The sequence below is a fragment of the Uniformispora flossi genome, from assembly GCF_049534875.1.
Taxonomy (GTDB): Bacteria; Actinomycetota; Actinomycetes; order Streptomycetales; family Streptomycetaceae; genus Yinghuangia; species Yinghuangia aomiensis.
On sequence record NZ_JBMULZ010000030.1, the window covers coordinates 21,525 to 48,094 of the forward strand.

The 26,570-nt window shown below is 72.9% G+C and carries 21 protein-coding genes; 7 read left to right on the forward strand and 14 right to left on the reverse strand.

What is annotated here, in order from left to right; translation table 11 throughout:
• Positions 1-58 precede the first annotated feature (58 nt).
• From ACPA54_RS36865 to ACPA54_RS36900, 8 genes are all read right to left on the reverse strand, one after another.
• Positions 59-1,675 (reverse strand): beta-N-acetylhexosaminidase, encoded by a 1,617-nt coding sequence (locus ACPA54_RS36865; RefSeq protein WP_423536617.1) that lies wholly within the window; start codon positions 1,673-1,675, stop codon positions 59-61.
• Positions 1,676-1,926: 251 nt separating this feature from the next.
• A complete protein-coding gene (locus ACPA54_RS36870) occupies positions 1,927-2,370 on the reverse strand; it encodes an FHA domain-containing protein (RefSeq protein ID WP_423536619.1) in 444 nt (147 codons plus the stop codon).
• A 588-nt stretch (positions 2,371-2,958) separates the two neighbouring features.
• Complete coding sequence (locus ACPA54_RS36875) at positions 2,959-4,284, reverse strand: VWA domain-containing protein (protein WP_423536621.1); 1,326 nt, start codon at positions 4,282-4,284, stop codon at positions 2,959-2,961.
• A 6-nt stretch (positions 4,285-4,290) separates the two neighbouring features.
• Complete coding sequence (locus tag ACPA54_RS36880; protein ID WP_423536695.1) at positions 4,291-5,637, reverse strand: protein phosphatase 2C domain-containing protein; 1,347 nt, start codon at positions 5,635-5,637, stop codon at positions 4,291-4,293.
• A gap of 5 nt (positions 5,638-5,642) precedes the next feature.
• Positions 5,643-7,895, reverse strand: a complete 2,253-nt coding sequence (locus ACPA54_RS36885; RefSeq protein ID WP_423536623.1) for a serine/threonine-protein kinase — start codon at positions 7,893-7,895, stop codon at positions 5,643-5,645.
• Entirely contained in the window at positions 7,882-9,231 is a 1,350-nt protein-coding gene (locus ACPA54_RS36890; RefSeq protein ID WP_423536625.1) for a hypothetical protein, read from the reverse strand. The genes ACPA54_RS36885 and ACPA54_RS36890 overlap by 14 nt, the downstream gene beginning before the upstream one ends.
• Positions 9,228-10,274: a glutamate ABC transporter substrate-binding protein gene (locus ACPA54_RS36895; RefSeq protein WP_423536627.1), complete on the reverse strand. Its 1,047-nt coding sequence runs from the start codon at positions 10,272-10,274 to the stop codon at positions 9,228-9,230. Before ACPA54_RS36895 ends, ACPA54_RS36890 begins: the two co-directional genes overlap by 4 nt.
• Entirely contained in the window at positions 10,271-11,554 is a 1,284-nt protein-coding gene (locus ACPA54_RS36900) for a hypothetical protein (RefSeq protein ID WP_423536628.1), read from the reverse strand. Before ACPA54_RS36900 ends, ACPA54_RS36895 begins: the two co-directional genes overlap by 4 nt.
• Before the next feature lie 234 nt (positions 11,555-11,788).
• On the opposite strand from ACPA54_RS36900, the gene ACPA54_RS36905 reads away from it, so the two are divergent.
• The 4 genes from ACPA54_RS36905 to ACPA54_RS36920 all read left to right on the forward strand — a co-directional run bounded on the left by ACPA54_RS36905 (position 11,789) and on the right by ACPA54_RS36920 (position 14,701).
• Positions 11,789-12,052 carry a hypothetical protein gene (locus ACPA54_RS36905; protein WP_423536629.1) on the forward strand — a complete coding sequence of 88 codons (264 nt, stop codon included), beginning with the start codon at positions 11,789-11,791 and terminating at the stop codon, positions 12,050-12,052.
• A gap of 17 nt (positions 12,053-12,069) precedes the next feature.
• A complete protein-coding gene (locus tag ACPA54_RS36910; RefSeq protein ID WP_423536631.1) occupies positions 12,070-12,621 on the forward strand; it encodes a GNAT family N-acetyltransferase in 552 nt (183 codons plus the stop codon).
• A 193-nt stretch (positions 12,622-12,814) separates the two neighbouring features.
• A complete protein-coding gene (locus ACPA54_RS36915) occupies positions 12,815-13,789 on the forward strand; it encodes an ATP-binding cassette domain-containing protein (protein ID WP_423536633.1) in 975 nt (324 codons plus the stop codon).
• 69 nt (positions 13,790-13,858) lie between these two features.
• Entirely contained in the window at positions 13,859-14,701 is an 843-nt protein-coding gene (locus tag ACPA54_RS36920) for an ABC transporter permease (protein WP_423536635.1), read from the forward strand.
• Between the two features lie 123 nt (positions 14,702-14,824).
• On the opposite strand, the gene ACPA54_RS36925 is transcribed toward ACPA54_RS36920, so the two are convergent.
• The 3 genes from ACPA54_RS36925 to ACPA54_RS36935 all read right to left on the reverse strand — a co-directional run bounded on the left by ACPA54_RS36925 (position 14,825) and on the right by ACPA54_RS36935 (position 19,710).
• The gene (locus tag ACPA54_RS36925) at positions 14,825-18,376 is read right to left on the reverse strand and encodes an AfsR/SARP family transcriptional regulator (RefSeq protein ID WP_423536638.1); all 3,552 of its coding nucleotides are present in this window, start codon (positions 18,374-18,376) and stop codon (positions 14,825-14,827) included.
• Positions 18,377-18,574: 198 nt separating this feature from the next.
• The gene (locus tag ACPA54_RS36930) at positions 18,575-18,838 is read right to left on the reverse strand and encodes a DUF397 domain-containing protein (RefSeq protein ID WP_423536640.1); all 264 of its coding nucleotides are present in this window, start codon (positions 18,836-18,838) and stop codon (positions 18,575-18,577) included.
• The gene (locus ACPA54_RS36935) at positions 18,835-19,710 is read right to left on the reverse strand and encodes a helix-turn-helix domain-containing protein (protein ID WP_423536642.1); all 876 of its coding nucleotides are present in this window, start codon (positions 19,708-19,710) and stop codon (positions 18,835-18,837) included. The genes ACPA54_RS36930 and ACPA54_RS36935 overlap by 4 nt, the downstream gene beginning before the upstream one ends.
• A 362-nt stretch (positions 19,711-20,072) precedes the next feature.
• Here ACPA54_RS36935 and ACPA54_RS36940 point away from each other — a divergent pair, with 362 nt between their 5' ends.
• Positions 20,073-20,483 carry an ATP-binding protein gene (locus ACPA54_RS36940; protein ID WP_423536644.1) on the forward strand — a complete coding sequence of 137 codons (411 nt, stop codon included), beginning with the start codon at positions 20,073-20,075 and terminating at the stop codon, positions 20,481-20,483.
• 37 nt (positions 20,484-20,520) lie between these two features.
• Here ACPA54_RS36940 and ACPA54_RS36945 read toward each other — a convergent pair whose 3' ends face one another.
• The 3 genes from ACPA54_RS36945 to ACPA54_RS36955 all read right to left on the reverse strand — a co-directional run bounded on the left by ACPA54_RS36945 (position 20,521) and on the right by ACPA54_RS36955 (position 23,523).
• On the reverse strand, positions 20,521-21,411 hold the full coding sequence (locus ACPA54_RS36945; protein WP_423536646.1) for an alpha/beta fold hydrolase: 891 nt from the start codon (positions 21,409-21,411) through the stop codon (positions 20,521-20,523).
• A gap of 157 nt (positions 21,412-21,568) precedes the next feature.
• Positions 21,569-22,735, reverse strand: a complete 1,167-nt coding sequence (locus ACPA54_RS36950) for an aromatic ring-hydroxylating oxygenase subunit alpha (protein ID WP_423536648.1) — start codon at positions 22,733-22,735, stop codon at positions 21,569-21,571.
• A 158-nt stretch (positions 22,736-22,893) separates the two neighbouring features.
• On the reverse strand, positions 22,894-23,523 hold the full coding sequence (locus tag ACPA54_RS36955) for a TetR/AcrR family transcriptional regulator (protein WP_423536650.1): 630 nt from the start codon (positions 23,521-23,523) through the stop codon (positions 22,894-22,896).
• Between the two features lie 137 nt (positions 23,524-23,660).
• Between ACPA54_RS36955 and ACPA54_RS36960 the strand changes: the two genes are divergently transcribed.
• Together ACPA54_RS36960 and ACPA54_RS36965 are read left to right on the forward strand one after the other, a co-directional pair.
• Complete coding sequence (locus ACPA54_RS36960) at positions 23,661-24,884, forward strand: amidohydrolase family protein (RefSeq protein ID WP_423536651.1); 1,224 nt, start codon at positions 23,661-23,663, stop codon at positions 24,882-24,884.
• Entirely contained in the window at positions 24,881-26,551 is a 1,671-nt protein-coding gene (locus tag ACPA54_RS36965; RefSeq protein ID WP_423536653.1) for an N-acyl-D-amino-acid deacylase family protein, read from the forward strand. Before ACPA54_RS36960 ends, ACPA54_RS36965 begins: the two co-directional genes overlap by 4 nt.
• Positions 26,552-26,570 lie beyond the last annotated feature (19 nt).

The following is a 26,570-nucleotide window of genomic DNA, read 5'->3' on the forward strand; positions in this document are numbered from 1 at the left end:
CCGGGGCGGCTCCCCTGAGCCCCGGATCCGGCGCGCGGTCCGGCGGAAGACCCGTCGTTCACAGCCGCTTCGCGTAGCCGATCCCCGCCGCGTCCCAGTACGCGGTCTGCGCGGCGAGCCGGGCGCGGAAGCCGTCCCAGCCCCGCGCGTCCCGCGGCGACCACGCGGTCTCGGCGACCCCGGCCAGGCGTGGGAAGACCAGGTATTCGGCATCGGCCACCGAGGTCACCGTCTCGCCCCACAGCGCCGCCTCGACGCCGAGCACCGCGTCCTCGGGAACGCCGTCGAGGTGCGTCGCGGGCTCCCATTCGTACGACTGCCGCACGTCGACGGTGCCCGCCCACGTGAGCCCGAGCCGCTCGCCGCCCGCGTACGCCATGTCGAGGTAGGTGTGGTCGGCGGGCGCCAGGACGACCTTGGCTCCGCCCCGGGCCGCCGCGGCGACCCGGTCGGCGTCCTTGCCGGACTGGTTCCAGTACTCCAGCACCGCGCCGGGCACCGGTGCCGCGTCCGCGAGCTGGTGCCACGCCATGACGCGTTTCCCGTGCCGCTCCACGACGGCCTGTGCGCGGGCCATGAACCGCGCGTACGCGTCCTTCGGCAGGGTGTGGGCCTCGTCGCCGCCGATGTGCAGGTACGGACCGGGAGTGAGCGCCGCGATCTGCCCGACGACCTCGTCGACGAACGCGTACGTCTTCTCGCTGTCCACGCACAGCGCGCTGAACCCCACCTTGACGCCGGTGTACGGCGTGTACGTGCCCCCGTCGCAGCCGAGTTCGGGATACGCGACCAGGGCCGCGTTCGTGTGCCCCGGCATGTCGATCTCCGGCACGACGGTCACGAACCGCTCCGCCGCATAGGCGACGACCGCACGGTAGTCGTCCTGCGTCCAGAACCCGCCCGGCCCGCCCCCGACTTGGGTCGCCGCACCGACACCGGTCAGGTTCGGGCGCCCGTCGATCGCGATGCGCCAGCCCTGGTCGTCGGTGAGGTGCAGGTGCAGGGTGTTGAACTTGTAGCGCGCCAGATGGTCGACGAAGCGGCGCGCTTCCGCGGGCGTGAAGTAGTGCCGTGCGAGGTCCAGTGAGAAGCCGCGGTACGCATAGCGCGGCCGGTCGGCGACACTGCCGCCGGGCACCGTCCACCCGTCGGCCGGCGCGCCGGCCGCGGACTCGACCGCGGCGGGCAGCAGTTGGCGGAGCGTGGCGACACCGAAGAACAAACCCGCCGGGCGTGCCGCACGGATGGCGACGCCCGCCGCGGTGACGTCGAGCCGGTAGTCCTCCTCGCCGTCCCGGTCGAGTGCGCTCGGTTCCAGCGCGAGGGTGATCCCGGCGGGCGCGTCGGAGGCCTCGACGGGCAGCGGGTAGCCGGTGGCGCGGCGCAGCAGTCCGGCCAGGAACTCGCCTACGCCGGCGGCCTCCGCGGATCCGGGTGCGGTGTGGATGCGGGTGTCGGGGGCGAGCACCCAGGCGACCCCGGGCGCCGCCGCGGCCCGCACGGGCACCGGGACGAGGGCGGAATATCCGGCGGTGGAGGGCACGTTCGACTGCTCCTTGCCCGGCTCGGCGGGGGTGGACGGGGGCGCCCCCGGCTCGGACGACGAGCAGGCCACCGTTCCGGCCGCCGCGAGCAGGAGCACGGCGAGCAGGACGGAGGCGTGCAGCGACGGCATGCGCAAGGGACCTCCCCCGACGGGCGACCACAATTGGTCCAGACCACCTTAGGGGAAGGCGGGCCCGTGATCCACCGCACCGGGGTCCGGAAGTCGCCGCGAAGTCGCCGGAACCAGCGGGGAATGCCCCCCGGGAGAACGCCGACCGGGCCGGGCCCCCGAGGCATCCGCCCCGCGGTCCCGGCCCGGTTCCGGCCGTCTCTCCGTCTCTTCGTCTCTCCGTCACCCCGCGATCCGCGATCCGCGATCCGTCAGCCCTGCACGACGCGGATCTCCAGCGTCGTCCACGCCCCGATGTGCACGCGGAACCCGTCCCGCAGGACGATCGGCACGTTGGCGTCGATGGCCTCCTCGCCGCCGTTGATCGTCGTCCCGTTGCGCGAGCCCGGGTCGACCAGCGTCCAGCCGATGCCCTCCTGGTGCATGAACACCACGTGCAGGTGCGAGATGCCCGGATCGGACGGCGGGCCCGACAGGTCGATCTCCGGTGCCCCGGACGCCGTCTCGGTGGTGCGGCGGCGGCCGACCCGCATGCGCGAGCCCTGGAGATACACCGGACGCGGCTCGTGGTACGGCGGGAACCGCATGCCGCTCGCGTCCGGCCCGCCTTGCGCCACGACCCGTTGGAAGTACTCGTGGTCGGCGGTGATCGTCACGATCCACAGCGCGTCGGCGACGGGCGGCTGGGGCGGCATGGGGACAAAGGGGTCCGGCCCCGGCATGACCGGGGGCGGGAAAACCGGCCCGGGATCGGTCGGCGGCAGAGGAGGGTGCACAGGGGGATAGAGGTCCGGCCCCGGACCCGGCCCCGGATCCGGAGGCGGGAAAACCGGCCCGGGATCAATCGGCGGCAGAGGATGCACAGGGGGGTAGGGGTCCGGCCCGGGACCTGGCCCCGGGTCCGGAGGGGGAGGCTGAGGCGGGAAGATCGGCCCGGGATCGGTCGACGGCTGCTCCTGGAACTGGTGGCCGCATGCTTCGCAGAACAGCCAGCCGCCGGTGCGTGGCGTGTTGCACACCGGGCAGTGCTCGGTGAACGGCGGGAAGGGCGGCGGCCCGAAACCGTCGCCCGGTTCCGTCCGGAGGCCGCACTCGTCGCAGTAGCCGTCGTCGGCGAGCGAGTAGTGGCCGCGCGGGCAAATCGCCATGTCAGCGCCTCCTTCTTCCGTGACGACGACGCGCGGCACGGGGCCGCCGGTTCGGGCGTTTCGGGCCATCATGCCGGTTGGGTCCGACCGGCCCACCGGCGCGGTCCCGTACCCGGGCCCGCGCCGGCTCCCGGCTCACGACTTGGGACGCAGCCGGGACGTCTTGACCGAGTCGGTGTCCAGCCGCATCTCGTCCTCCACGGACACCTTGCTGCGGTCCTTGAGCTTGATCGTGCCGGTCACCGGCTCCACCTCGACCAGGTTGCGGAGCAGCTTGGCGGTGTCCTCGTCCTGGGCTTCGGCGGCCAGCGCGTAGGCGCGGCCCAGTTTGGCGGTGGCCTCGTCGTCGTCGCCCTGGCGACGGGCTTCGAGGCCGCCCTGGATGGCGGCGGCGAGTTCCGCGCGGCCGGTGTACATGGCCACTTCGCGGCTGATCTTGGTGGAGAGTTCCTCGTTGTCGGTCCACTCGCCGAACACGCCGATCCGGGTGAGTTCGGTCTCGGAGCCGTCGGGGCCGCGCGACACCAGGCTGACGAGCGCGACGCGCACCCGGTCGTTGAGGTCGGCGGGCCGGACTTCCAGGCAGATGTGGTAGTCGCGGCTCTCGGCGCCCCACGAGCCGGTCGGGTAGTCCCCGATGTTCGTCCCGGCGTCGGCGCGGCGGTCGGTGAGGTCCTCGATGGTGGGCCGGACCTGTTTGACGAACCGGACCTTCGCGGTGCCGGGGGTGCGGACCCGCAGCGCGACGTCCGCGACGGCCTTGCCCATCGCGTTCTCGATCATCGCGGTGAAGTCCTCGACGAGCTTCGCCGGTTCGGCGACCAGGTCGAGCGAGCCGAGCAGCCCGGACGCGACCTTGCGCAGCTCGGACACCACCCAGTCGGTGCCCACGCCGCGGCAGTCGCACGTGAACACACCCTCGCAGGCCTGGATCGCGGCCTCCAGGTCGGCTTCGGTCTCGCTCTCGTCCTTGCCGTCGGTGAGCAGGATCGCGTGCCGGATGGTGTGCGGATACGGCTCCAGCAGCCGCTTGGCCGCCGTCAGCCACGCCCCCATGGCGGTGCCGCCGCGGGCCCGCAGCCGGTCGACGGCGCGCTTGGCCTCGGCGCGCGTGGTCTGGTCGAGGACGACGAGCCGCTCGTCCTGCGGGTACACCATCGTCGCCATGCCGGTGCCGGACACCACCGCGAACAGCGTGCCGTCGCGCATCGTGTCGATGGCCGCCTTGGTGGCCTGCTTGGCGGCGATCAGCTTGGTTCCGGGAAAGTCCATCGACCCGGACGTGTCGACGAGGATCACCTGAGCGGCCTGGCTCGTCACCGGCACCCCGGTCGCGCCCGCGCCGGACGCGGTGACCTGGGCTATCGCATGGACGACCTGGCCGCCTAGCGGCACGTATTCGTTCTGGAAGACCTGGACGTCGAAATCGGGCACGCCGGGCGTGCTCGGATTGGCGGCCATGGGCGGCTACTCCTTGGGGTCCGGCCCGGCCTGACCGGCGGGCGGGATGGGGACGTGAGCGGCGGGCGGGTAGGGCACCAGCACCACCGTGATGTTGTCGGCGCCGCCGGACTGGAGCGCGTAGTCGGTCAAGGCCCGGGCGGCGCGCAGCGGCTGGGAAAGCCCGTACGGCAGCGCGAACGCGGACAGCGTCGCGGCGGCCTGCACGTAGTTCCACAGCCCGTCGCTGCACAGCAGCACCGCGCCGGGGTTGTTCGGACGCATGGTCATGACGCGGGCCCGGACTTCGCCGGCGTCGGCGCCGAGCCACGACACGATCGCGTGCGCGCGCTGGTCGGCGTAGGCCTGGGCCTCGGTGAGCTGGCCGCACGCCACCATGCGCGCGGCCCACGAGTCGTCCTCGGTGAGCAGCACGGACGGGGTCGGCAGCCGCAGCGTGTCCTCGACGGGCGCGGGCTCGTCGAGGGCGCCGTCGCGGCCGGTCCCGCCGCCGGGCGCGTCCGGCATGGCGATGCGCACCGGCTCGTGGTCGGGTTCCGGTGCCGGGTGCAGGGCAACGCCCCCGCCGCGGGCGGGCAGCGTCGCGTCGCCTTCGGCCACCGGGAGTTCGTCGGCGGAGAGCCAGTAGGCGCGGCTGTCGCCGACCCAGCCGATCGTCACCGACGACGGAGTGACGACCGCCGAGACGTACGTGCAGGCGGGTGCGTTGCCGTCCGGATCACCGGGCCCGGCCAGCCGGGCCACCGCGCTCGCCGCGGCCGCGGCCGCCGCCCGGGTGGCCGCCTCGGGCCCCGCTCCGCCGCGCAGCGCGGACACGAGCGCGGCGCAGGCCGACCGGACCGCGGTCGCGGACGCCTCGTCAGGACGCGGCGACGACGACACACCGTCGCAGACCACCGCCACCACCGTGGGCCCGCCGCCGTGCGCGGACGGCACGACCTGGACGGCCATGGCGTCCTCGTTGCGCCGGTGCCGCAGCCCGCGGTCGCTGACGCCCGCGGTGATCTTCAGGTCGGTCTCGACCGAGTCGCGCGGGTTGAACTCCCGGCCGCACGCCTCGCACCAGCCGTCCGGGGAAATCGACGCGGTCCGGCAGAACCGGCACGTCGCACCCGCGAACTCGCCGCGGCGCGGCGCGCGTTCGGCGACCGGCGGAGGCGGCGCGGCACGGCGCAGGTCGTAACCGCAGGCCTCGCAGAACAGATGGCCCGGCTGAGGCACCACACCGCAGTTCGGGCAGGACTCGCCCGACCCGTCGGGCACGGCCTGCGCGGGGACCGTCGGCTCGACGGACGCCGCGGGCGACCCGGACGCCGGGGACGCCGGGGGCGGGGCGCCTGGCACCCATCCCATGGCGCTCACACCCATGTCCTCGGTCGGACCTCGTTGGCCATGTCCACCAGTGCCACCCGTTCTTCCATGCTGTCGACGTGCCGTGCCATCGAGCGGTACGTGCGTTCCAACGCGAACCGCAGCGACCGCTCCTCCAACGCGCTGCCCAGGACCGGACCGGCCTGCCCCGTGGCGCCCGCGCTGCCGTGCGTGACCCAGTCCAGGGCGGCGCGCAGCAGCACGGCGGCGAGCCGGTCGTGCGCCTCGCCTTCCAGCGGCAGCGCCGTCAAGTGCCCCGAGGCCTGCACCAGGTCGATCTCCAGGTGGTCCACCGGGTCGCGGTCGCAGACCCGCGTGCGGAGCGCGGCGGTCTGCGCGGCGACGTGGTAGGCGGACGTGTCCGGCACCGATTCCAGGGTGGCGACCGCGCCGGGGCGGTCGGCGAGCGCCTGACGGCACCGCGCGAGGCCGAACGCGGCGCTCACGTACGACCGGTCGGTGCGCCACACGCCGTCGTACTCGCGGGCCGCGTCCGCGTGCCGCCCGACGAGCTCCAGGCACAGCCCGAGGGCCAGGCGCGGGGCACGCTCACCGGGCAGCAGGGCGCGGACCGCGTCGAACGCGCCGAGGGCGTCCGCGTTGCGGCCCTCCGCGAGCGCCGCGAGGCCGCGGTACCACAGCAGCCGCCAGTCGTCCGGGTCGATGTCGTCGAGGAACGCCTCGGCACGCACGATCTGGCCGCGTTCGATGCAGACGTACGCCAGCCGCAGCGTCGACTCCGGCGTGCTCACCCCCGCCGCGGTCAGCGCGGCCAGCAACTCGTCGGGATCGTTGGTCGGCAGCGACGCGAGCAGGCCCGCCGCCGGGTCCGAGGGATCGACGCGCGGCACGGGCAGGCCCGCGGCGAGCGCGCTCGGCTTCGGCGCGGCCGGATCGTCCCACGCGGTCATGTCCGGGTGCCCGACCCGCGTCTCCGGACCGAACAGCCCGGACAGCGCGGGCTTCGGCTCGCCGCTGCGCGCGGCGACGACCTCGCGCAGCACGCCCAGGCACTGCTCGGCCATGTCCGCCGCGGACGCGAACCGCTGCGCCGCGTCCGGGTGCGTGGCGCGCAGCAGCAGCCGGTGGTACGACTCGAACTCCTGGAACAGCGGCACTTCGCTCGCCGGCGGGAGCGAGTGCTTCCACTTCTTGGTGAAGTTCGCGAACGGGAAGCTCAGCACCGCCATCGACCGCCCGACCGTGTACAGGTCGGACTCCGGGCTGGGGCCGTCGCGTTCGATCTCCGGCGCCTGGTAGCCGACGGTGCCGTAGATCGCGCCGTACTCGTCGTCGATCTGCCGCACGGCGCCCATGTCGATCAGCTTGAGCTGGTCGTCGGTCTGGATGACGTTGTCCGGCTTGAAGTCGCAGTAGACCAGGCCGCGGCTGTGCAGGTGGCCGAACGCGGGCAGGATCTCGATCATGTAGGCGAGCACCTGGTCGAGCGGCAGCACCGCACGCCGGTCCTGCGTCTCGGTGCGGCGGCGCTCCAGCAGGTCCTTGAGGGACATGCCGCCGACGTACTCCATGACGATGTACGGCTCTTGGTCGCCCGTGTACTTGTCCACGTGCGAGACGACGTTGCGGATGTTCACGATGTTGGCGTGCTGAATCTGCGCGAGCGCCCGCTGCTCGGCCACGGCCGCCTCGCGGGCGTCCGTGTCGTTGCTGCCGAGCAGGCCCTTGAGCACGACCCAGGCGTCGTGCACGACCCTGTCGATGGCCAGGTAGACCCAGCCGAAGCCGCCGCGGGCCAGGCAGCCGACCACTTCGTACTGGTTGCCGACCACATCGCCGGGTTCCAGCTTGGGTGCGAACGAATACGGCGTGCGGTCGTACGGGCAGAAGCCGTTGGCGATGCCCGGCTTGCCGTCCCGGCCGCGGCCGACCGGCCGCCCGCAGGCCTCGTTCCGGCAGAACCGGCGCTCTTCGGGGATCGCCGGGTCGCGCATGAGTATCGACGCGGGGTCGCGGACCGGCACCGCCGGGATCTCCACGATGCCCGCGCCGAGGCGCCGCCCGGTGGGCACCGCGCCGGTGCGCCGCGACGTCCGGCCCGAGGTGCGCCCGGTGCCGGTACGCCCCGACGACGCGGTCCCCGAACCGGTCCCGCTCGCGGACGTGCCCGTCCCTCCGCCGGTCGTGGCCGGTTGGAGCGGGGCGCGCCCGCAGTCCTCGCAGTACCCGTCGGCGTCGATCTCGCCAGTCCCGCAGTCGGGCCGGTTACAGATCGCCATGGTCCTTGCCCTCCCCCTGCGTCGACCGCACTATTCCGGCGGCAGTGTCCCGGTTTCCTCCGGGTATCGGACGAACGCCACGGGAAGCGGCGGAAGTTCCCCCGCCCGTGGTAACGGCGTCCTGGTAATCCGCGACCAGCCGGGCGGCGTGGTCGAGGTCGCACGGCGCGCGCCACAGCGCGTCGTACGCCTGCTGGTGCAGCACCTCCAGCGCGGCGTCCTCGCCGCGGCCGCGGCCGCCCGCCATCGCACGGTACGCCTGGAGCAGGCCGCGGAGTTCGTCGCGGCGCGCCAGCAGCGCGTCGAGGTCGGTCCGGGCCGCACGCAGGCGTTCCGCGGCCCCCACAAGGTCCCGTTCCAGCGCGCTGAGCTGCGCGGACAACTGCGGCCACGCGTCACGCCGGCGCAGGTCCGCGACCTGCGCGGTGCGCGCCCGCAACGGCGGGGACTGCGGGGTGATTTCCGGCAGTCCACGGGCGATCCGGGCGCTCACGTGGGCGCGGCGCCGGTGCGCTTCGGCTTCGTCGGCGGCGAGCACGTCGACGAGGCCGGCGACGCGCTGCATGCGTTCCTCGTAGCGTTCCTGGAGCAGCTTGAGCTGCCGCAGCCCGTCGCGGACGCCCGCCAGGTCGCGGTCCAGGGCGGCCAGGTCGACACTGCCGAGGCGGGCGTCGGGGCGGGCTCCGGCGAACCGCAGCGGGTCGGCGGCGACCAAGTGCCGGGCCTCGTCGAGGCGTTTGCGCACGTCGGCGACCACACGGGCCTCGACGGCGAGCGCCGCGGCACCGCCGAGGCGGTCGACGAGCGCGGCCGCCTCGGTCGCGGACGCTTCGACGCGGTCCAGGCGCGGCAGGATCTGCGTCCACACCTCGTCGACGGCGGCCACGAGTTCGGTCGCGCGCCGCCACACCTGGTTCATCTCGGAGACGAGCGCGTCGAAGGTCACCCTCCGCACCCCGGCCTGGGGATCGACGAGGTCGCGCTGGGCGATCGGCACCTCGACCCCGGGCACCACGATCGACGGGCCCGTCAGCAGGCGTGCCATCTCGTCGAGTTCGGTGCGCGAGGGGCGGGAGCGGCGGGCCCGCAGGGTGCGGACCTCGTCGAGGACGGCGCCGTAGGCGGCGTACAGTTCCCACAGGCGGGCGATGTCCGCGCGGCACGCGGCCCAGCGGTCCCGGGTGCGGCCGTCCAGTGCGGCGCCTTCCAGGAGCCGGCGGCCGGGGTGCTCGTCGAGCGCCATCAGGCCGGCCGAGATCCCGTCGGACTCGGACTCCAGCCGGGCGACGGCCTGGTCGACGTCGTCGCGCGTCCACATCGGGTCGGGTGCGGTCACGGCTGGTCCCGCCAGGAAGTCACCGCGGGCGGCTTCGGGTCGGCGTCGTTGAGCGAGTTCCCGATGTACTTCCGGTAGAGGTCCTTCCAGGTGCCGTCGGCGCGGAGCTTGGCGAGGACGCCGTTGACGTACCGCACGAAGTCCGGGTTCTCCTTGGCGATCGCCATGGCATAAGGCTCATGGCTGACCGGAGGTCCGACCACCTCGGTGAACACCGGGTCCTGCGCCTGGAGCCCGGCGAGGATCGTGTCGTCGGTCGAGACCCCGTCGGCCTCGCCCTTCTGGAGCTTGACCAGGCAGTCCGCCCACGTGTCGCCGGTCACCGGAACGATGCCGGTGAACGGCGGCTGCTTGATGCGCGTGAACGACGTCGAGCCGTCGAGCGCGCAGACCCGCAGACCGGTCATGCCGGCCAAGCCCTGCCGCTTGACCGCGGCCGGGAGCGCCGGGTCCTTCTGCACGAGCACCTCCTGCCCGGCCCGGAAATACACGTCGGAGAAGTCGACCTTCTGGCGGCGCACGCAGTCCACGGTCATCGTCATCGCCACGATGTCGACCGTCCCGTCGGCCACCATGGGCACCCGGTCGGCGTTCTTCAGCACCCGGAAGCGGATCCGGCCGTCGTTCGCGTCGCCGAAGATCGCCTTGGCGATCTCGCGGAGCAGGTCGACGTCGAAGCCCTTGAGGCGGCCGTCGGCCGGATCCACGTACCCGAACGGATAGGTGCTCTGGTCGACGCCCGCGGTGAAGTAGCCATGCGACTTGATGCGCTGCAACAACGAACCGTCCGGGAACGACGTCGGCAGCACCGCGGTCGGCTTCAGGCTGAGCTCGGGGTTGCCGCAGTTCGGCGTCGGCCCGGGTTCGGGGGTGCCGGCGGCCTGCGGACGCGCGGCCTGCGCGGCACTGATGGGCGAGGGATCACCCGTCGTGGACGTTCCGCAGGCGGAGGCGAGGAGCACGGAGGCAGTTGCGGCGAAAGCGAGAGCTGCCCGGGTGCGGGTCGTCCTCTTCCGGCCGCGAGCGGCGGCGGTCCTGGTCATCGGTACTCCCCCAACCTCCGCCGCATGCCGTCGACGATCCCCACCGCGGCGAGCACGGCGAGCACGACCACGCCGACGCCCAACCCGGCGAGCTCGTCCCGGCCTTGCTTGACCGACTTCTCGAAGTCGGCCTGGTCCTTCTTGATCGCGTCGGCCAACGCGCCGTCGGCCCGGTCGAACGCCGTCTGCGAGCCGCCCTTGTCGCCGATGACCTCGGCCACCGCGCCCGCGTAGTCGACGTTCTGGTATCTGGTGTTCACGCCTGTGTGCGCGGTTATCCAGTCCCCCACCGCGCCGCGCGCCTTGTCGATGTCGGCGAGCGTCGCCGGGTCGCCCGCGGACAGCCTCGCCGCCTCGCCGAGCAGGCGCTTCTCCGGCGCCGGGTCGCCGGTGCTGCCGGACAGGTCGTCGAACTCGCCCTTGAGATCCGCCTCGTACTTGCCGTTGTCGGTGCCGCGCTGCACCAGGATCTGGCCTTCGTCGCCGCGCGCCCGCAGCACCGCGAACCGGGCCGCGGACAGTGCCTCCACCGGCCGCCACCCGCCGTCCCGGCTGTCCGTGAACCGGTCGCGCGCACTCGACAATCCGACACTCACCCACACCAGCAGCGCCGCCACCGACAGGCAGGCCAGCAGCAGCCCCGGGTTGAACACCCGCTTCGTCCGGCGCGCCAACCACACCTGCGCGACCACGAGCGCCGCCAACGCCAGCGCCCCGGCGGCCATCGCCGCCACGGGTATGCCGGTGGCCCGGTCGTGGTCCCGACGCAGTTGCTTGCCGGCCTCCTCGTGCAGGGCCGCAGCGTCGACCAGGATCACGTCCTGCATCTGCTTCGACGCGGCCCTCAGCCACGCCGGACCGACCGTGTGACCTTGCCGCGTCTCGGTCTTCGCCCGGGCGACGTCCTCCCGGTACTGCGGCACCTCGACCGACAGCCGGGACAGCAACTCGGCGACATTGCCCGTGGCGCCCGCGGACGACGCGGCGATCAGGGTGCGCTGCGCGCTGTCCATGTCCTGCTCGTAGCGGTCGCGCAGCGCGGGCTTCTCGATGCCGCCGGACAGCAGCGCGGCGGCCGCGGTCGCGTCGGCGTCCGCCAACGACCGGTACAGCTCCTGTGTGCGCACCGCCAGCGGCTCACTGCGCGTCGCGACCCGCTCCGCGGCATCCGACCGCTCCTTGACCGCCACGAACCCGAACACCCCGGCCAGCAGCGCCAGCACGACGAGCACCACCCCGGTCGAAGCCAACCGGCCCGGCGTCGTACGCGCCACACGCACGACCCGCCGCACCCACCGGCCCCGCGTCCGCGGCTGGACCGCACTCGCTTCCGGCTGCGCCACCGCCATGACCACCCTGCGACCTCCCCCAACCTGCCGACTGCCCCACCGAACCGGAAGCCCCCACCCCGAAGCTATCGCGGCCCTTGGCCATTGCTTCGATGGTCTTCCCTCAATCCCGGTTGAGTACCACAACTCATCCCGGTCACCGGGCCGATCCGCCATCGTGGCCGCATGACGTCGAACCTGCCGAGGCACCGCGAGCGCACCGAACGCGAGTTCATCGACGAGCCCCGCGCCCACGGCCCGCTGATCATGCTCGCGGTCGTCCTGTTCCTGGCCGGCGGCTTCCTGTTCCTCGAGTTCCTCTCCCAGGCGCTGTCGCCCGACGCCACGTGGGCCCAAGTGTGCCTGTGGACGTCCCTCGCCTCCACCGTCCTCGCCGCCGGCATCACCATCAAAATCACCGCCCACACCGCCCGCCAGGACCGCCGCTGACCAGGCAAGGAATCCCGATGACCCCCGCTGCCGCCCGCGGCCCGGTCGAACTCGTCCAGGCCCTGCACCCCCACGACGTCCCGGCTTCCCTCGCCCGCGAACTGACCGACTGCTGGATCACCGTCGCCAACGCCGGCGGCGCCGTCGGCTTCGCCTTCCCACCCGTCGACCGCGCCCAAGTCTCGCCCGTCGCCGCCGAACTCGTGGCCGGCCTCGACCCCGCCTACAGCCGCCTTCTCCTCGCCAAGGTCGACGGCCGTCTCGCCGGATGGCTCAGCCTCACCCGCCACCGCGACCCCCTGGTCCGCCACTGGGGCACCGTCCAACGCGTCCAGACCCACCCCGACCACCGGGGCCGCGGCATCGCCACCGCCTTGATGGACCGCATCCGCGCCATCGCCCGCGACGAGATGGCCCTGGCACAACTCCACCTGACCGCCCGCGGCGGCGAAGGCCTCGAAGCGTTCTACAACCGCCTGGGCTGGACGGAAATCGGCCGTTGGCCCGACGCCCTCCGCTTCGCCCACGGCGACCGCGACGAGGTCCTGATGCTCCTCGCCCCGCTGTAACAGCCCCGTCGCGGCCGCCGTGTCAGCGCCGTGTCAGGGCCGTCTCAGCGCCGTCTCAGCGCTGTCCTCCGTCCCCTCCGCCGCTGTCAGCGGCATGTGCGGGCCGTATCAGGGCCGCCCGGCACCTTGGTTCTCGTCGGAAGAACAGCGCCGGCGGCCGCCAAGGCCGCCGGCCGACGGAACGGAGGAGCACATGACCTACGCCATCGAAGCCGAAGGGCTGGTCAAGCGGTACGGGAAGACCACCGCACTGGCCGGGATCGACCTGGTCGCGGAGCAGGGCACGGTGCTGTCACTGCTCGGCCCGAACGGCGCCGGGAAGACCACCACCACGCGGGTGCTGGCCACACTGGTCACCCCCGACGCGGGCCGCGCCCGGGTCGCCGGGTTCGACGTCGTCGAGCAGTCGGCGGAGGTGCGGCGGCTGATCGGCCTGACCGGGCAGTACGCCTCGGTCGACGAGGAGATGACCGGGTTCGAGAACCTGCTGCTCCTCGGACGGCTGCTCGACCTGTCGCGGGCCGACGCCAAGGCTCGGGCGAGCGAGCTGCTCGAACGCTTCCAGCTCAGCGAGGCCGGGGGCCGCCCGCCCGGCACCTACTCGGGCGGTATGCGCCGCCGCCTCGACCTGGCCGCGAGCCTCGTCGGACGCCCGCAGTTCCTCTACCTCGACGAGCCCACCACCGGGCTCGACCCGCGCAGCCGCGGCGACGTGTGGGACCTGGTGCGCGGCCTGGTCCGCGACGAAGGCGTCACCGTGCTGCTCACCACGCAGTACCTCGACGAGGCCGACCAGCTCGCCGACGACATCGCCGTCATCGACCAGGGCCGCGTCATCGCCAACGGCACCGCTGCCGCGCTCAAGGCGCAGGTCGGCGAGCAGAGCCTGGAGATCCGGCCCGAGGACCCGGCCCGCGCCGAGGACACCGCGGCGATCCTCGCCGAGCTGGCCGGCCGCAAGCCCGACCTCCGCAACGGCCTGGTCACCGTCGCCGTCGCGGACCCGGGGCTCCTCACGGCCGTCGTCCGGCGCCTGGACGACGCCGGCATCCGGGCCACCGAACTCGCCCTGCGGCTGCCGAGCCTGGACGAGGTCTTCCTCGAACTCACCGGTCACCGCAGCGGCGCGGACGCCGCCGACGGCACCGAAGCCGACAAGGCCGCCTGACCCGCACCCCGATCACCCACAAGCCGCACACAAGCCGCACACCTGCCGCACACCGAGAAGGAGTCCCCCATGACCACCACTCTCCCCACCCGCGAAGCCACCCCCACGCCCGTCGCCCCCGCCCCGGCTCCCGCGCGCCGCCGGGCCGACCCGTTCGCGGTGGTCCGCCACACCCTCACGCTCACCTGGCGAAACCTGGTACGGCTCAAGCATCAACCCGAACAACTGATCGACCTGACACTCCAACCGGTGATCTTCACCGTCATGTTCGTCTACCTGTTCGGCGGCGCGATCGAAGGCAGCACGCACGAGTACCTGCAGTTCGCGCTGCCGGGCATCCTCGTGCAGACCGTCGTGTTCGCGTCGCTCGGCACCGGTGTCGGGCTGTGCGAGGACATCTCCAAGGGCGTGTTCGACCGCTTCCGGTCGCTGCCGATCTCCCGGTGGGCACCCCTCGCCGGCGCCGTCGTCGGCGACCTGTGCCGGTACGTCGTGGCGATCGCCGTCGTGTTCGGCTTCGGCTCCGCGATCGGCTTCCGCGTGCAGACCGGCCCGATGGAGACGGCCGCCGCGATCGGGCTCGTGCTGGTGTTCTCGTTCGCGATGTCCTGGATCTTCGCGCTGCTCGGCGTCGTCATGCGCAACCCCCGCAGCGTCCAGGGCACCGCGATGCTCGTCGGCTTCCCGCTGACCTTCGGCGCGAACATCTTCGCCAAGACCGAGACGATGCCGGGCTGGCTCCAGGCCTGGGTCAAGCTCAACCCGGTCACGCACCTGACCACCGCGATCCGCAACCTGCTCGTCGACGGCGGCCCGGTCGCGACCGACGCGCTGATCACCCTCGGCTGGTCGGCCGGCATGTTCGCGGTCTTCGCCCCGCTCACGGTCCGCGTCTACCGCAACAAGTCCTGACCGGACACCCGTGCCATGCCCCGCCCCCGGCGGAGAACCCGCACCACCGGAACCACCGGACCCGCGCAACCCCCCGCGACGGCGGCCCGAGACGACCTCGGTCCGCCGTTGCGGCGTCGGCACTCAACTGTTCCGCATCAGCTCTTCCGCCTCGGCCGGCGGCAACGCCGCCCCACGGGCGAACTCCCGGTCGAACACCTCGGGCGGCAGCGCCGCGCGCACCTCGCCGGTGATGCGCACGACGTCGGGATGCCCCAAATCCGGATGCCCGCGCAGTGTGACGGCCGCGCCGAGGAGCAGCGCCGCGCGCTCCGGATCGCCTTCGGTCTGCGCCCACCACGCCAGGCCCTCGGCCACCCCGGCGGTGATCGGCATGTCGCGGGTGTCCAGCGCCACCATGGTCGCCCGGTCGAGCGCGTCCCGGGCGGCCGTCCGGTCGCCCTTGCTGTCGGCGATGTAGGCGATCCCCAGGAACATCCGCGCCGAGACCTGCCCGGGCCGGCTGTGGGACCGCTCCATTTCGCCCAGGGCCTTGGCGAACAGCCGGTCAGCCTCCGCGAGATCGCCCATCAGCCGGGCGATGTCGGCGGCTCCCGCGTACGCGAGCATCATCCCGCCCGCCGTCTCCCCGTCCGTCGCCACCCGCGCGGCCTCGTCGACGTCCGCCTGCGCCCCGGCCCGGTCGCCGGTGACGATCCGCAGCAGGCTGCGCCGGATAAGCAGCATGGGCATGTCCTCGGGCGCGCCGAGTTCGCGGACCAGGCCGAGGCCTTCGCCGATCGCCGCGATCGCGTCGTCGAGGCGTCCGGTGTACGCGTACACCTCCGAGAGTCCGGCGACGGCCGACGAATGCCCCCAGCGTTCGCCGAGTTCGGCGAACTGGGCGCGGGCGGCGCGCAGCCAGCGCAGGCCGGCTTCGGTCATGCCGACGTTGACGGCGAGGTGCCCGCGGATCAGGTCGTGGAAGCCGCGGGTCCACGGGTCGCTGTAGTACGCCGGGTCCGGTTCGAGTTCCTTGGCGCTGAAGGTGCCGAGGTGATAGTCGCGCAACGCCGCGGTCAGCGCGCGCATCAGGCGAAGCGTCGGGGGCATCGCCTCGGGGGCGAAGTGGCGGACGTGCCAGCGGGCGCGCATGAGCCAGCGCAGCGCATCCGGTTCGCGGCCGCTGACGGCCAGCGTCATGCCGTAGAACCACTCGGCGTTGGCCCGGTCGGTGGTGACCTCGTCGTACGGCAGCGCCAGCGCCTCGGCCATCCAGGTGCGGGCTTCGCGGTGGTAGCCGCGGATCTGCCAGTACCAGCCGAGCCGGGCGACGATCACCAGGGCCGACGTGGTGTCGGTGCGGTCGACGGCGTAGCGCAGCGCGGCGGCGATGTTGTCGTGTTCGGCGCCGACCGCGGCGAGTCCGGCGAGTTGGCCGCGCCCGCGCAGCTCCGGTTCGACGGCGTCGAGCATCGCCTTGCACCAGACGAGGTGGCGGGCGCCCGTGGTCTCGGTCTCGTCGGCGCGCTCGCGGTGTTCGGCGGCGAACGCGGCGATGGTCTCCAGCATGCGGTAGCGGGGTTCGCCGGTGCCGAAGACGTCGACGAGGGATTTGTCGACGAGTCCGGTGAGCAGGTCGAGGACGTCGTCGCGGTGCACGACGTCGCCGTCGGGCAGGACTTCCTCGGCGGCGTCCAGGGTGGCGCCGCCGGCGAACACGGACAGGCGGCGCAGCACGGCGCGTTCGCGGTCGTCGAGGAGGTCCCAGCTCCATTCGACGACGGCGCGGAGTGTCTGGTGGCGGGGCATCGCGGTGCGGTTTCCGCCGGTCAGCAGCCGGAAGCGGTCGTCGAGGCGGGTGGCGATCTGCTGCGGGGAGAGCGCGCGGGTGCGGGCGGCGGCGAGTTCGATCGCGAGGGGCATGCCGTCGAGGCGGCGGCAGATCTCCACGACGGCGGCGAGGTTCGCGTCGTCGACGGCGAGGCCGGGGCGGACGGCGGAAGCACGGTCGGCGAACAGGCGGACGGCCGGGTAGCGCATCGCTTCGTCGGCACCGGCGCTGCTCGGCGGCAGCGCCAACGGGCCGAGCGGGTAGAGGGTTTCGCCCAGGACGCCGAGCGGCTCCCGGGTCGAGGTGAGGATGTGCAGGGAGGGGACTTCGCCGAGCAGGAAATCGGCGATCTCCGCGGTGGCGCCGACGAGGTGCTCGCAGTTGTCCAGGATCAGCAACGCCGGGCGCCGGGACAGGGTTTCGACGACCCGGGACAGCGCGTCGCGACCGCGCGTCTTGCCGGTGGTGGTCTCCAGCAGGTCGCCGAGGATCCCGACGTCGCGCCGCCCGAGCGCGGCGACGATCGCGTGCGGGATGTCGAGCGGATCGTGCACGGGCGCGAGTTCCACGAACCACACGCCACCGGGGTAGTCGGGCAGCCGCTCACGCCCGGTCTCCACGGTGATCCGCGTCTTCCCGGCACCCCCGGGCCCGACCACCGACACCAACCGCGACTCGGCCAACAGCCCGGCCAGCTTCGCCCGCTCGTCCACCCGCCCGACGAAGCTGGTGAGGCGAAGCGTGAGGTTGGTGGACGGGGTGGTGGCCTCGCGGGTGCCGGAGGCGTCCGACGAGCCGCCGGGCGCGAACGCCGGGGAAGTGTTGCCCGCGCCGGGTTCCTGCGCGGGCCCGGTGCCGACCCGGCCACCGGTCTGCCCGCCCGCAGCCGGTTCCGCGACGCTTCCCCCCGCGCCTGCCGCGCCGCCCTTCGACGGTGCCCCGCCCAAACCGCCCGCGCGAGCCGGGGTGCTGCCGTCCGGGGCCTCCACGGGCGCCGCGGCACCGAGGCCGCTCGCCACCCGCGCCGCACGGTCGCCCTGCGCGACGGTGTCCGCAGAGACAGAGGGATTGGTGGTGGCGGGGCTGGTGGCGGTGGAGCTGGTGGGCGGCACCGATATGGCCACCACCGTCCGCTCGCCTCGCAGTACCGCCAAGTGCACGGCGTCCAGTTCCGGCGACGGGTCGATGCCCAGTTCCTCCGCAAGGCGGTCACGCAAGGCCTGGTAGGCGGAGAGCGCGTCGGCGCGGCGGCCGACCGTGTCGAGGGCGGCGACCAGCTGTCCGTGCAGGCGTTCGCGGAGCGGGTGTTCGGCGGCCAGTTGTTCGAGTTCGGCGACGGCTTCGTGGGCGCGGCCGAGCCGGAGCCGGGCGTCGATGCGGTCCTCGACCGCGGTCAGCCGCATTTCCTCGAGGCGCGCCGCGGGGCCGACCGCCCACGCGGCGCCCGCCGCGTCGGCGAGCGCGGGCCCGCGCCACAGCGCGAGCGCGGCGGTGAGGTGCCGGTCGGCGGCGGCGAGGTCCCCGGCGGCCAGAAACGTGCGTCCGTCGGCGGCGGACCGTTCGAAACGGTGCACGTCGACGGCGTCCGGTTCGACGGCCAGTGTGTAACCGGCGGGGCCCGAGCGGATCCGGTGGGTGCCGAGCATGCGCCGCAGCCGGGACACGAGCGACTGCAGTGCGTTCGCCGCGCCGCCGGGTTCGTCCGCGTCCCAGACCGCGTGGACGAGCCGGTCGGCCGGGACCGGCCGGCCGGCGTCGAGGGCGAGGCGGGTCAGGAGCACGCGCAGGCGTGCGCCGGAGACCGCGAGGGGCCCCCCTTCGTCGTCCCGCACCTGAAGCGGGCCCAGTACCGAGACATGCACACCCCCACTCTTCCAGGTGGCCCACTCTTCCCGGTGAAAACGGGGGCCGGGGGCGGCACGGCGCGGGCCCGCCGCGTCGCCCCGGACTCGGGACCGGGGTGCCGCGGACGCGCTTCAGGCCGGAACGATCATCGTGAGAATTCACCCGCGCGGGTAATTCAGATCACCCTTTGTGGTGAATTCCCGGGGTGATTTGCCTCAGTGTCCGGGGGCCCGCGAGTCGAGGCCGCCGAGGAATTCGGTCCATGCCGCGGGGTCGACGGCGAGGATCGGGCCGCGGACCTTCTTCGAATCACGGATGGCGACGAAGGCGCCGTCGGGGCGGGCCTCCACGCAGTTGTTCGCGCCGCCGCTGAAGCTGCTGCGGCGCCAGCCCGACCCGGGGTGAACTGCGGCGACGGGGGCCGCGGCCGGGTCGGCCGAAGGAACGGAAAGTGCGGGATCGTGCTGTGCGTTGCTCAAGACAATTCCTTTGCAGCGTGCTCGATCATGGACGATGAGTCCCCGTACGAGAGCGCGGAAGCGCGGATGTCCTCGAACATCCGGTGATAGACGCGGACGTGTTCGGGTTCCTCGAGATAGAGGCTACTCGTGCGCGTGTCGACAACCACCACGTCCAGATCGGAAAGTGCGGGGAAATCGATGACGGCGAACGCCCCTTCGATGGCGGGGTGTGCGCCGCACGCGAACGGCAGGACTTGGATGCGGATGTTCGGCCGCGTCGCGGCCTCGGCCAGGTGCAGGAGTTGGGCGCGCATGCTCTCGCGCCCGCCGACGTGCTGGCGCAGCACGGCCTCGCCGAGGACGAGGGTGAGCTGGAACGCCGGTTCGCCGTCCGGCCCGGTCCGGTCGAGGATCGACTGGCGGGCGGCGCGCACCCGCACGAGCGTGTCGACCTCGTCGGGCGCCAGGTCGTCGCGGACCGACGAGATGACCGCGCGGGCGTAGTCGGGGGTCTGCAACAGGCCGGGGACGAGCGACAGTTCGAAACCGCGCATGCCCGAAGCGTCGGCTTCGAGGCTGAGCAGCTCGGTGTACGACGGCGGCAGCACCGACGAGTAACTGCGCCACCACCCGCGCTTTTTGGCCTCGCGGGAGAGGGTGAGCAGCGACTCGCGCTCGGCGTCGTCGTCGACGGCGTACAGGTCGAGGAGGATCCGCAGGTCTACCGGCCGCACACCGCTGCGGCCGAGTTCGATGCGGCTGACTTTGGAGTCGGAGCACTCCAGGCGGGCCGCGACGTGTTCGAGGCTGAGGCCTCGGGCTTCGCGCAGGCGCCGGAGTTCGGTGCCGAGCCGACGCTGGCGGACGGTGGGGTTGGGGGCTAAGGCCACGATGCACCTCCAGGGCGTTGTGCGTACGTGCCGGGTCGTGCCTATGTGCCGGTTGGTCTTCCGCGTGCCCGGCGGGCTCCGCGCCCGCGTTCCGGCGCGGGCCGGCCGCGTTGCGCGACAACGTGGGCGGGGGGACAGTGTGCACCACGATGGGCGGCTTCGTGGCCAGTACGAACAATCACCCGACAATCCAAAGATGGGAGTTGCAGGGTTGGTGGTCGCACGGCACGCTGAATGTCCGATCTGACCCACCGTTGTCTCAGGGTCACTCTCGGTCGCCCCGACGGCTTCATGCCCGGCCTTGAGGACCCCCGATCCCACGCACGCCATGCGTGTCCCCACGGAGGAAGACCATGCCGGTGATGGCGGAAGACGTCCGTCACTATTGCGTCCAGCTCGCCGCCTCGGACCGAGGGGTGAGCCGCAGCCGCCGCGCCGCGGAACACACCTTGCGTAGCTGGGGACTTGGCGAACTCGGCGATGTCGCAAGCCTCTTATTGAGCGAGTTGCTCACCAACGTGCTGGTCCACGTGGGACCGGGAGCGTGGCATTCGCTGACGCTCCGGCACGACGGCGCGCGCCTGCGCGTGGAGGTACGGGACGCCAGTTCGCGCCTGCCGGCCGCGCGCGGCGGCGGGCTGGACGACGAGTTCGGCCGCGGGCTGGCGCTCGTCGAGTGCCTCGCCGCGGCGTGGGGAGCCGAGGAAACCCCGAGCGGCAAGGTCGTGTGGTTCACCCTGGAGAGCGACGCCCCGTTCCACTCTCAGGAGTGAATCGCGCGTCCCCGCGCCGCTTCGCCTCCGCGCGGTGTCAGCTTCCCCTCGGCAGGCACTCTTCGGCGAACGCCATCACCCGGAGGTGGTAGGCGCGGGCCGCGTAATGCAGGCTCAGGTTGTGCCCGACGCCGGGCTGCGTGTGGAGTTCCACGCGCGGGGCCTGGCCGAGCAGCCGCCCGGCTTCGTCGAGGACGGCAGGGCCGGCCTGGTTGGAGCTTTCGAACTCGGCGACCGTCCAGTGCACCGGCACCCGGACCTTGCCGAGGACGCCCGGCAGGGTCAGCGGGTTGTCGCGGGCGTCGACGAACTCGGCGGTCGGGACGGGCGCCCCGATGCGGCCGTCGCGGCTCAGCAGCCCCGGGTCGTACGAGCCGGGCGGCCCGAAGAACGTCTCCGGCCCGGTCCCGGGTGCGCGCATCGGCGGCACGAATTCCCGGTCGGTCGGCACCAGCGCCATCGCCTCGGCTTTCGCGGGGCTGTACCGCAGCGGGACGCCGCCGACGGCCATGCCGAGCAGGTCGCGCCCGGCGTCCGCGGCACCCATGCGCAGCGCGAGGATCCCGCCCATGGAGTGCGCGGCGAGGAAGACCCCGGCGCCGTAGTCCGCGCCGAGGTAGGCGGGCAGCACGTCCAGGAGCGCGAAGAGCAGGTCGGCTTGGCCGTCCAGGTTCACGCGGGCGCGGGCGTCGCGGGCGGACTCGCCGTAGCCGGGGCGGTCGACGGCCAGCACGGTCCAGCCGAGCGAGGCGCCGAGCAGCGGCAGCGACGCGTCCGGCGCGTTGTCCCGGTGCCAGTACGCGGCGCGCGATCCGCCGCCGTGCAAGGCAAGCACGGTGCCGCGCGCGGCACCGCCGTCCGGGCGCGCGAGCAGCCCCGACAAGTGCACCCCGGCGACTTCGAAACGCACCGTCTCGACGTGGCTCACGCGTGTGACCTCCGATGATTCCTTCCTCGTCGATCACACCACATCACCGTCGGGGACCTGACCCGGGGCTCCCGGTTCCGGCCCGCCGACCTGCCGATTTCCCCTGTTCGGCCCGCGCCGGCCGGGTCGCTTGCAGGTCGCTTGCAGGTCGCACCGTTCAGCTCGCGTCGGCGAGCGCCTTGTCCCACACCTCGTGCCAGTGCGCCACCGCCGATTCGCCCATCCCGACGACCATGGTGTCCAGGCCGGCGGAGAATCCCCGCTGGCAGGCTTCCGCGCCCGGGAAGTCCTCGTTGACCAGCACGCCCTTGTTGGTCTCGTGGTTGATGCGGGCCGTCGCGATGCTCCGCTCGTCGAGCGGCTCCCAGGTGCCCTCGGTCATGTGGATCACCGACTCGCCGGGCACCTGCCCCGGGTAGACGCGCAGCATCGTGGTGCTCAGCGGGCTCTCGATCAGCACGGTCGACGGGCTGACGGTCTGCACGTTGACCATCGGCAGCCGGGCCGGCCACTGCTCCTCGGGCACCACGGCGAGGCCTTCGAAGCCGCCCGCGATGGGCACCGCGAAGCGGGTGTGCGGGCCGAACGTGTCGACGATGCCGTGGTTGAGCACGAGGCCGTTGATGGTCGCCTTGTGCAGGAAGGGGATGTGGTAGCCCTCCAGGTTGATGTCGACGGTCAGCTTCCAGTTGGCGCGCAGCCGGAAGGTCTCGCTGACGACGGCGCGCGTCCGGTCGTAGGGGAACCCGGCGAAGGCGTCCTCGACGTCGGCCAGCGCGCCCTCGACCTCGACGTCCGGCCGCAGGCCGACCACGATCAGGCCCGCGGACACCGCCACCGGCAGCCGCTTGAGGCCGAACTCGGCCGGGTCGATGCCCGGGAACTGCTGCCGCGCGGGCAGCCCGACGAGCGCGCCGCGGCCGTCGAACTGCCAGCCGTGGTAGCTGCACAGGAAGCGGCGGGCGGTGCCGCAGCCGGTGCCCGAGGTGCCTTCGCGGTCGGCGGACTCGTCGGCGACCGGCTTGCCGCGGTGCGTGCAGGCGTTGAGGAACGCGTGCAGCTCCCCGTCCTCGTCGCGGGTCACCAGGACCGGCACGCCGTCGACGTCGCGGGCCAGGAAGTCGCCGGGCTCGGCGACCTCGCCCGCCCAGCCCACCACCTGCGGCGTGCGCCGGAACAGGACCTCGCGCTCGCGGGCCAGTCGCTCCGGGTCGGTGAACACCGACGCGTCCACGCGCAGCGGGGCCTCGCCGAGATCGAGGGTGCGTGCTTCCAGGTGCCCGATGATGCGGCGCGCGGTGGCGACGACGTCGGCGTGCTTCATGGCGGACCCCCTGGGTGGGCGTGGTTCGACCGGTCCGGTCGCCCCGGCGCTGAATAATGAGAGTTCATTATGTGGAGGGGTTGCCGACCGAGTCAACGAGCTTCCCGGGCGGCCGCTCCGCCCGGCCGCCCCCGGCCGCTCCGCGGGCTCGCCGCCGCCTACCGCCCGACCGGTGCCAGCGTCGCCGCCAGGAACATGTCCACCAGGTTCCCCACGAACAGCTCCGGCGCGATCTGGGTTGGCTTGCCCTCGTGCTCCAGCAGCCGGGCCCGGTCCGCCAACGCGTGCAGCACCATCGAGCCGCCGACCCGCATCCGCTCCGGGCGCAGCACCGCGGGGACGCCGCGGCCGTGCTTCCAGATCCGCGCGTACGCCTCGTCGGCCGCCGTCGCGTCGAGCAGCTCGCGGACCTCCGGCGCGCTGCGCGACGGATCCGCCATCAGCTCGGCCACGATGCGCAGGAACGCGCGGCCGCGCCAGTCCCCCTCCAGGAACCCGGCCAGCGGCAGCACGAACGCCTCGGCCGCGCGCCGCACCTTCTCCGGATGGGCGTCGGCGACCCCCAGCAGCTCGTCGCGGCGCTCCCGCAATTGCGCGAGATGGCGTTCCAGCAGCGCCCGCAGCAGCCCCTCCCGGGACCGGAAGTGGTACTGGAGTGCCGACGCGTTGCGTTGCCCCGCGGCCGTGTTGATCTCGTTGAGCGACACCGCGGCGATACCGCGCTCGGCGAACAGCCGCGCGGCACTGTCGAGCAGCTCGCGCCGCGTCGCTTCCGGATTGCGTCCCACGAGCATTGAAACTAACGGACGCCCTTCTTAATGTGCACTCATCAATTGCGGCTGCTCCCCCGCAGCGCATCCCTCGCACGCTTGTCCATCGCACGGCCTCTCCCGCAGGAGGGCCCTGCGGGAGAGGACCCCACCTCATGGGCACCCCGCTGTTCGCCATATCCGCCGACTCGCACGTCACCGAGCCGGGCGACTGCTACGTCGACCGCATCGACCCGCGCTTCCGCGACCGCGCCCCCGTGGCCGCGACCGACCCGCGCATGGGCGCCGTCATGGAGATCGACAACGGCCGCAACCGCATCCCCTACGGGATGGTCGCCGCCGCCGGACGCCCGCCCGAGACCGTCGGCCCGTTCGAGTTCACCGACTGGGAGCAGCTCCATCCCGGCGGCTGGGACCCGGCCGCGCGCCTCGCCGAGCAGGACCGCGACGGCGTCGCCGCGGAGGTCATCTACCCGTCCGTCGGCATGCTGCTGTGCAACCACCCCGACGCGGACTACAAAAAGGCCTGCTTCGATGCCTACAACCTGTGGATGGCCGAGGCGTTCTGCGCCCACGCGCCGGACCGGCTCATCGGCGTGGGGCAGACCGCGCTGCGCAGCGTCGCCGAAGGCGTCGAGGACTTCCGGCGCATCAAGGAACTCGGGCTGCGCGGCGTCATGATGCCGGGACACGCCGCCGCGGAAAGCGAGATCGGCGACTACGACAACCCGGCGTGGGACCCGCTGTGGCGCGCCGCGGCCGAACTCGGGCTGCCCGTCGCGTTCCACATCCTCACGTCCGGCAACGACCAGATCGGCGGAGCGCAGTACCGCGGCCCGAAGATGAACAGCTTCCTGGGCATCATGCGCGGCTGCCAGGACGTCATCGGCACGATGGTGTTCGGCGGCGTCTTCGACCGCGTGCCGGACCTCAAAGTCGTGTGCGTGGAAGCCGACGCGGGATGGATGCCGCACTGGATGTACCGCGCCGACCACGCCGTCAAGTACCACCACAACTGGCTCGGCGACCGCGCACTCGCACGCCTTCCCAGCGAATACGTGCGCGACCACATCCACCTCACGTTCCAGGACGACGCCGTCGCGTTCCGCGTCGCCGACCTCATGGACCACCGGCGCCTGATGTGGGCCAGCGACCACCCGCACTCCGACTCGACGTTCCCGCATTCGCAGGACGTCCTCGCGGAGCACACCGCGCACCTGGGCGACGAGGTCCGCGACGCCATCCTGTGGCGCAACTGCGCCGACCTGTACGGGCTCTCGCTCGACGGCCGGCAGGCACAGCACGCACAGCAGGCACAGCAGGCACAGCAGGCACAGCAGGCACAGCAAGCAGCGCACGGAAGGGGCACCGACGCATGACCGCAGACCTGGTGATCACCGGCGGAACCGTGGTGGACGGCACCGGGGCCGCGCCCTATGCGGCGGACGTCGCCGTCACCGGCGGCCGCATCACCGCGATCGGCACCGGCCTGACCGGCCGCCGCACCCTCGACGCGACCGGCCACGTCGTCGCACCCGGCTTCATCGACATCCACACGCACTACGACGCGCAGGTGTTCTGGGACCCGGCCCTCACCCCGTCCTGCTTCCACGGCGTCACCACCGTCGTCGCCGGCAACTGCGGCTTCTCCATCGCCCCCACGCGCCCCGAACACCACGACGTGATCGCGCGCACACTGGAGAACGTCGAGGACATGGACGTCGCCACACTCGCCGCCGGAATCCCTTGGGACTTCGTCGACTTCGGCGAGTACCTGGACTCCGTGGAACGCCGTGGCGTGGGCCTCAACTACACGGCCTACATCGGCCACACCGCCCTGCGGCTGTACGTCATGGGCATGGACGCCTACGAACGCGCCGCCGACGAGGCGGAGATCACCCGCATGTCCGAGGTGCTGCGCGCCGCCCTGCGGGCAGGCGCGGCGGGCTTCGCGACCAGCTTCGCCCCCACGCACCGCGGCATCGATGGCAAGCCGGTGCCGAGCCGCCTCGCGGACCGCGCCGAGATCGACGCGCTGCTCGCCGTCGTCCGCGAAGAGCGGCGCGGGATCGTGGAGTTCACGCCCGGCGAGCAGCTCGGGGTGCCGGATCTGTACGACATCCAGCCCGGTGTCGGAGTGCCGTTCACGTACACGGCCCTGATGACCACGCCGGCCGGCTCCCACAACCGGCTCGTCGCGCTGAACCGCGCCGGGTGGGAGAAGGGCGCGCAGGTGTGGCCGCAGGTCAGCCCGCGACCGCTGACCTTCTCCTTCAGCCTCGTGGAGCCGTTCACCCTCAACTCCAACCCGGCCTTCGGCGAACTCATGGCCGGCGGCGTCGCGGAACGCCGATCCGCCTACGCCGACCCGGAGTTCCGCAAGCGCGCCCGCGCGGCGTGGGAGAAGGAGGGCGCGTTCCTGGTGCCGCGCTGGGGCACCTACCTCGTCGACGAGGCGCCCGCCAACCCGGACCTGGTCGGACGGCACCTCGACGCGATCGCCGCCGAGCGCGGCGGCGACCCGTTCGACGTCCTCCTTGACCTGGCCCTGCAGGAGCCGGACTTGGGCCTGCGCATGCGCTGCATCCTGGCCAACGACGACGTCGACGCCCTGCTCGGTATCCTCACCGAGGAGCACTGCACCCTCGGCCTGTCCGACGCGGGCGCCCACGTCGGACAGCTCTGCGACGCCCCCCAGGCCACCGACTACCTCGGCAAGTGGGTCCGCGAGCGGTCGCTGATGCCGATCGAAACGGCCGTACGCAAACTCACCGGCGTGCAGGCCGACCTCCTGGGCCTGACCGACCGCGGCTACCTGCGCCCCGACTGCTGGGCCGACATCGTCGTCTTCGACCCGGCCACCGTCGCCCCGGGCCCGGTCCGCCGCGTCCGCGACTTCCCCGCCGACGGCGAACGCCTCACCGCCGACCAGCCCACCGGAATCCGCCACGTCATCGTCAACGGCACCCCGATCCAGGTCGACGGGGCCAGGGAAGACGAGGCAGGCCTGCCGGGCCAGGTGGTCCGGGTTCCGGTGCGGGACTGAGTCCGGGCGGCGCCGGGCA

Coding starts and splice junctions, on each gene's coding strand:
- ACPA54_RS36960 (WP_423536651.1), top strand. CDS start 23,661: ATGGGCACCCCGCTGTTCGCCATATCCGCCGACTCGCACGTCACCGAG.
- ACPA54_RS36910 (WP_423536631.1), top strand. CDS start 12,070: ATGACCCCCGCTGCCGCCCGCGGCCCGGTCGAACTCGTCCAGGCCCTG.
- ACPA54_RS36915 (WP_423536633.1), top strand. CDS start 12,815: ATGACCTACGCCATCGAAGCCGAAGGGCTGGTCAAGCGGTACGGGAAG.
- ACPA54_RS36870 (WP_423536619.1), bottom strand. CDS start 2,370: ATGCCGCCCCAGCCGCCCGTCGCCGACGCGCTGTGGATCGTGACGATC.
- ACPA54_RS36880 (WP_423536695.1), bottom strand. CDS start 5,637: ATGGGATGGGTGCCAGGCGCCCCGCCCCCGGCGTCCCCGGCGTCCGGG.
- ACPA54_RS36950 (WP_423536648.1), bottom strand. CDS start 22,735: ATGAAGCACGCCGACGTCGTCGCCACCGCGCGCCGCATCATCGGGCAC.
- ACPA54_RS36965 (WP_423536653.1), top strand. CDS start 24,881: ATGACCGCAGACCTGGTGATCACCGGCGGAACCGTGGTGGACGGCACC.
- ACPA54_RS36885 (WP_423536623.1), bottom strand. CDS start 7,895: ATGGCGATCTGTAACCGGCCCGACTGCGGGACTGGCGAGATCGACGCC.
- ACPA54_RS36865 (WP_423536617.1), bottom strand. CDS start 1,675: ATGCCGTCGCTGCACGCCTCCGTCCTGCTCGCCGTGCTCCTGCTCGCG.
- ACPA54_RS36895 (WP_423536627.1), bottom strand. CDS start 10,274: ATGACCAGGACCGCCGCCGCTCGCGGCCGGAAGAGGACGACCCGCACC.
- ACPA54_RS36940 (WP_423536644.1), top strand. CDS start 20,073: ATGGCGGAAGACGTCCGTCACTATTGCGTCCAGCTCGCCGCCTCGGAC.
- ACPA54_RS36905 (WP_423536629.1), top strand. CDS start 11,789: ATGACGTCGAACCTGCCGAGGCACCGCGAGCGCACCGAACGCGAGTTC.
- ACPA54_RS36920 (WP_423536635.1), top strand. CDS start 13,859: ATGACCACCACTCTCCCCACCCGCGAAGCCACCCCCACGCCCGTCGCC.
- ACPA54_RS36875 (WP_423536621.1), bottom strand. CDS start 4,284: ATGGCCGCCAATCCGAGCACGCCCGGCGTGCCCGATTTCGACGTCCAG.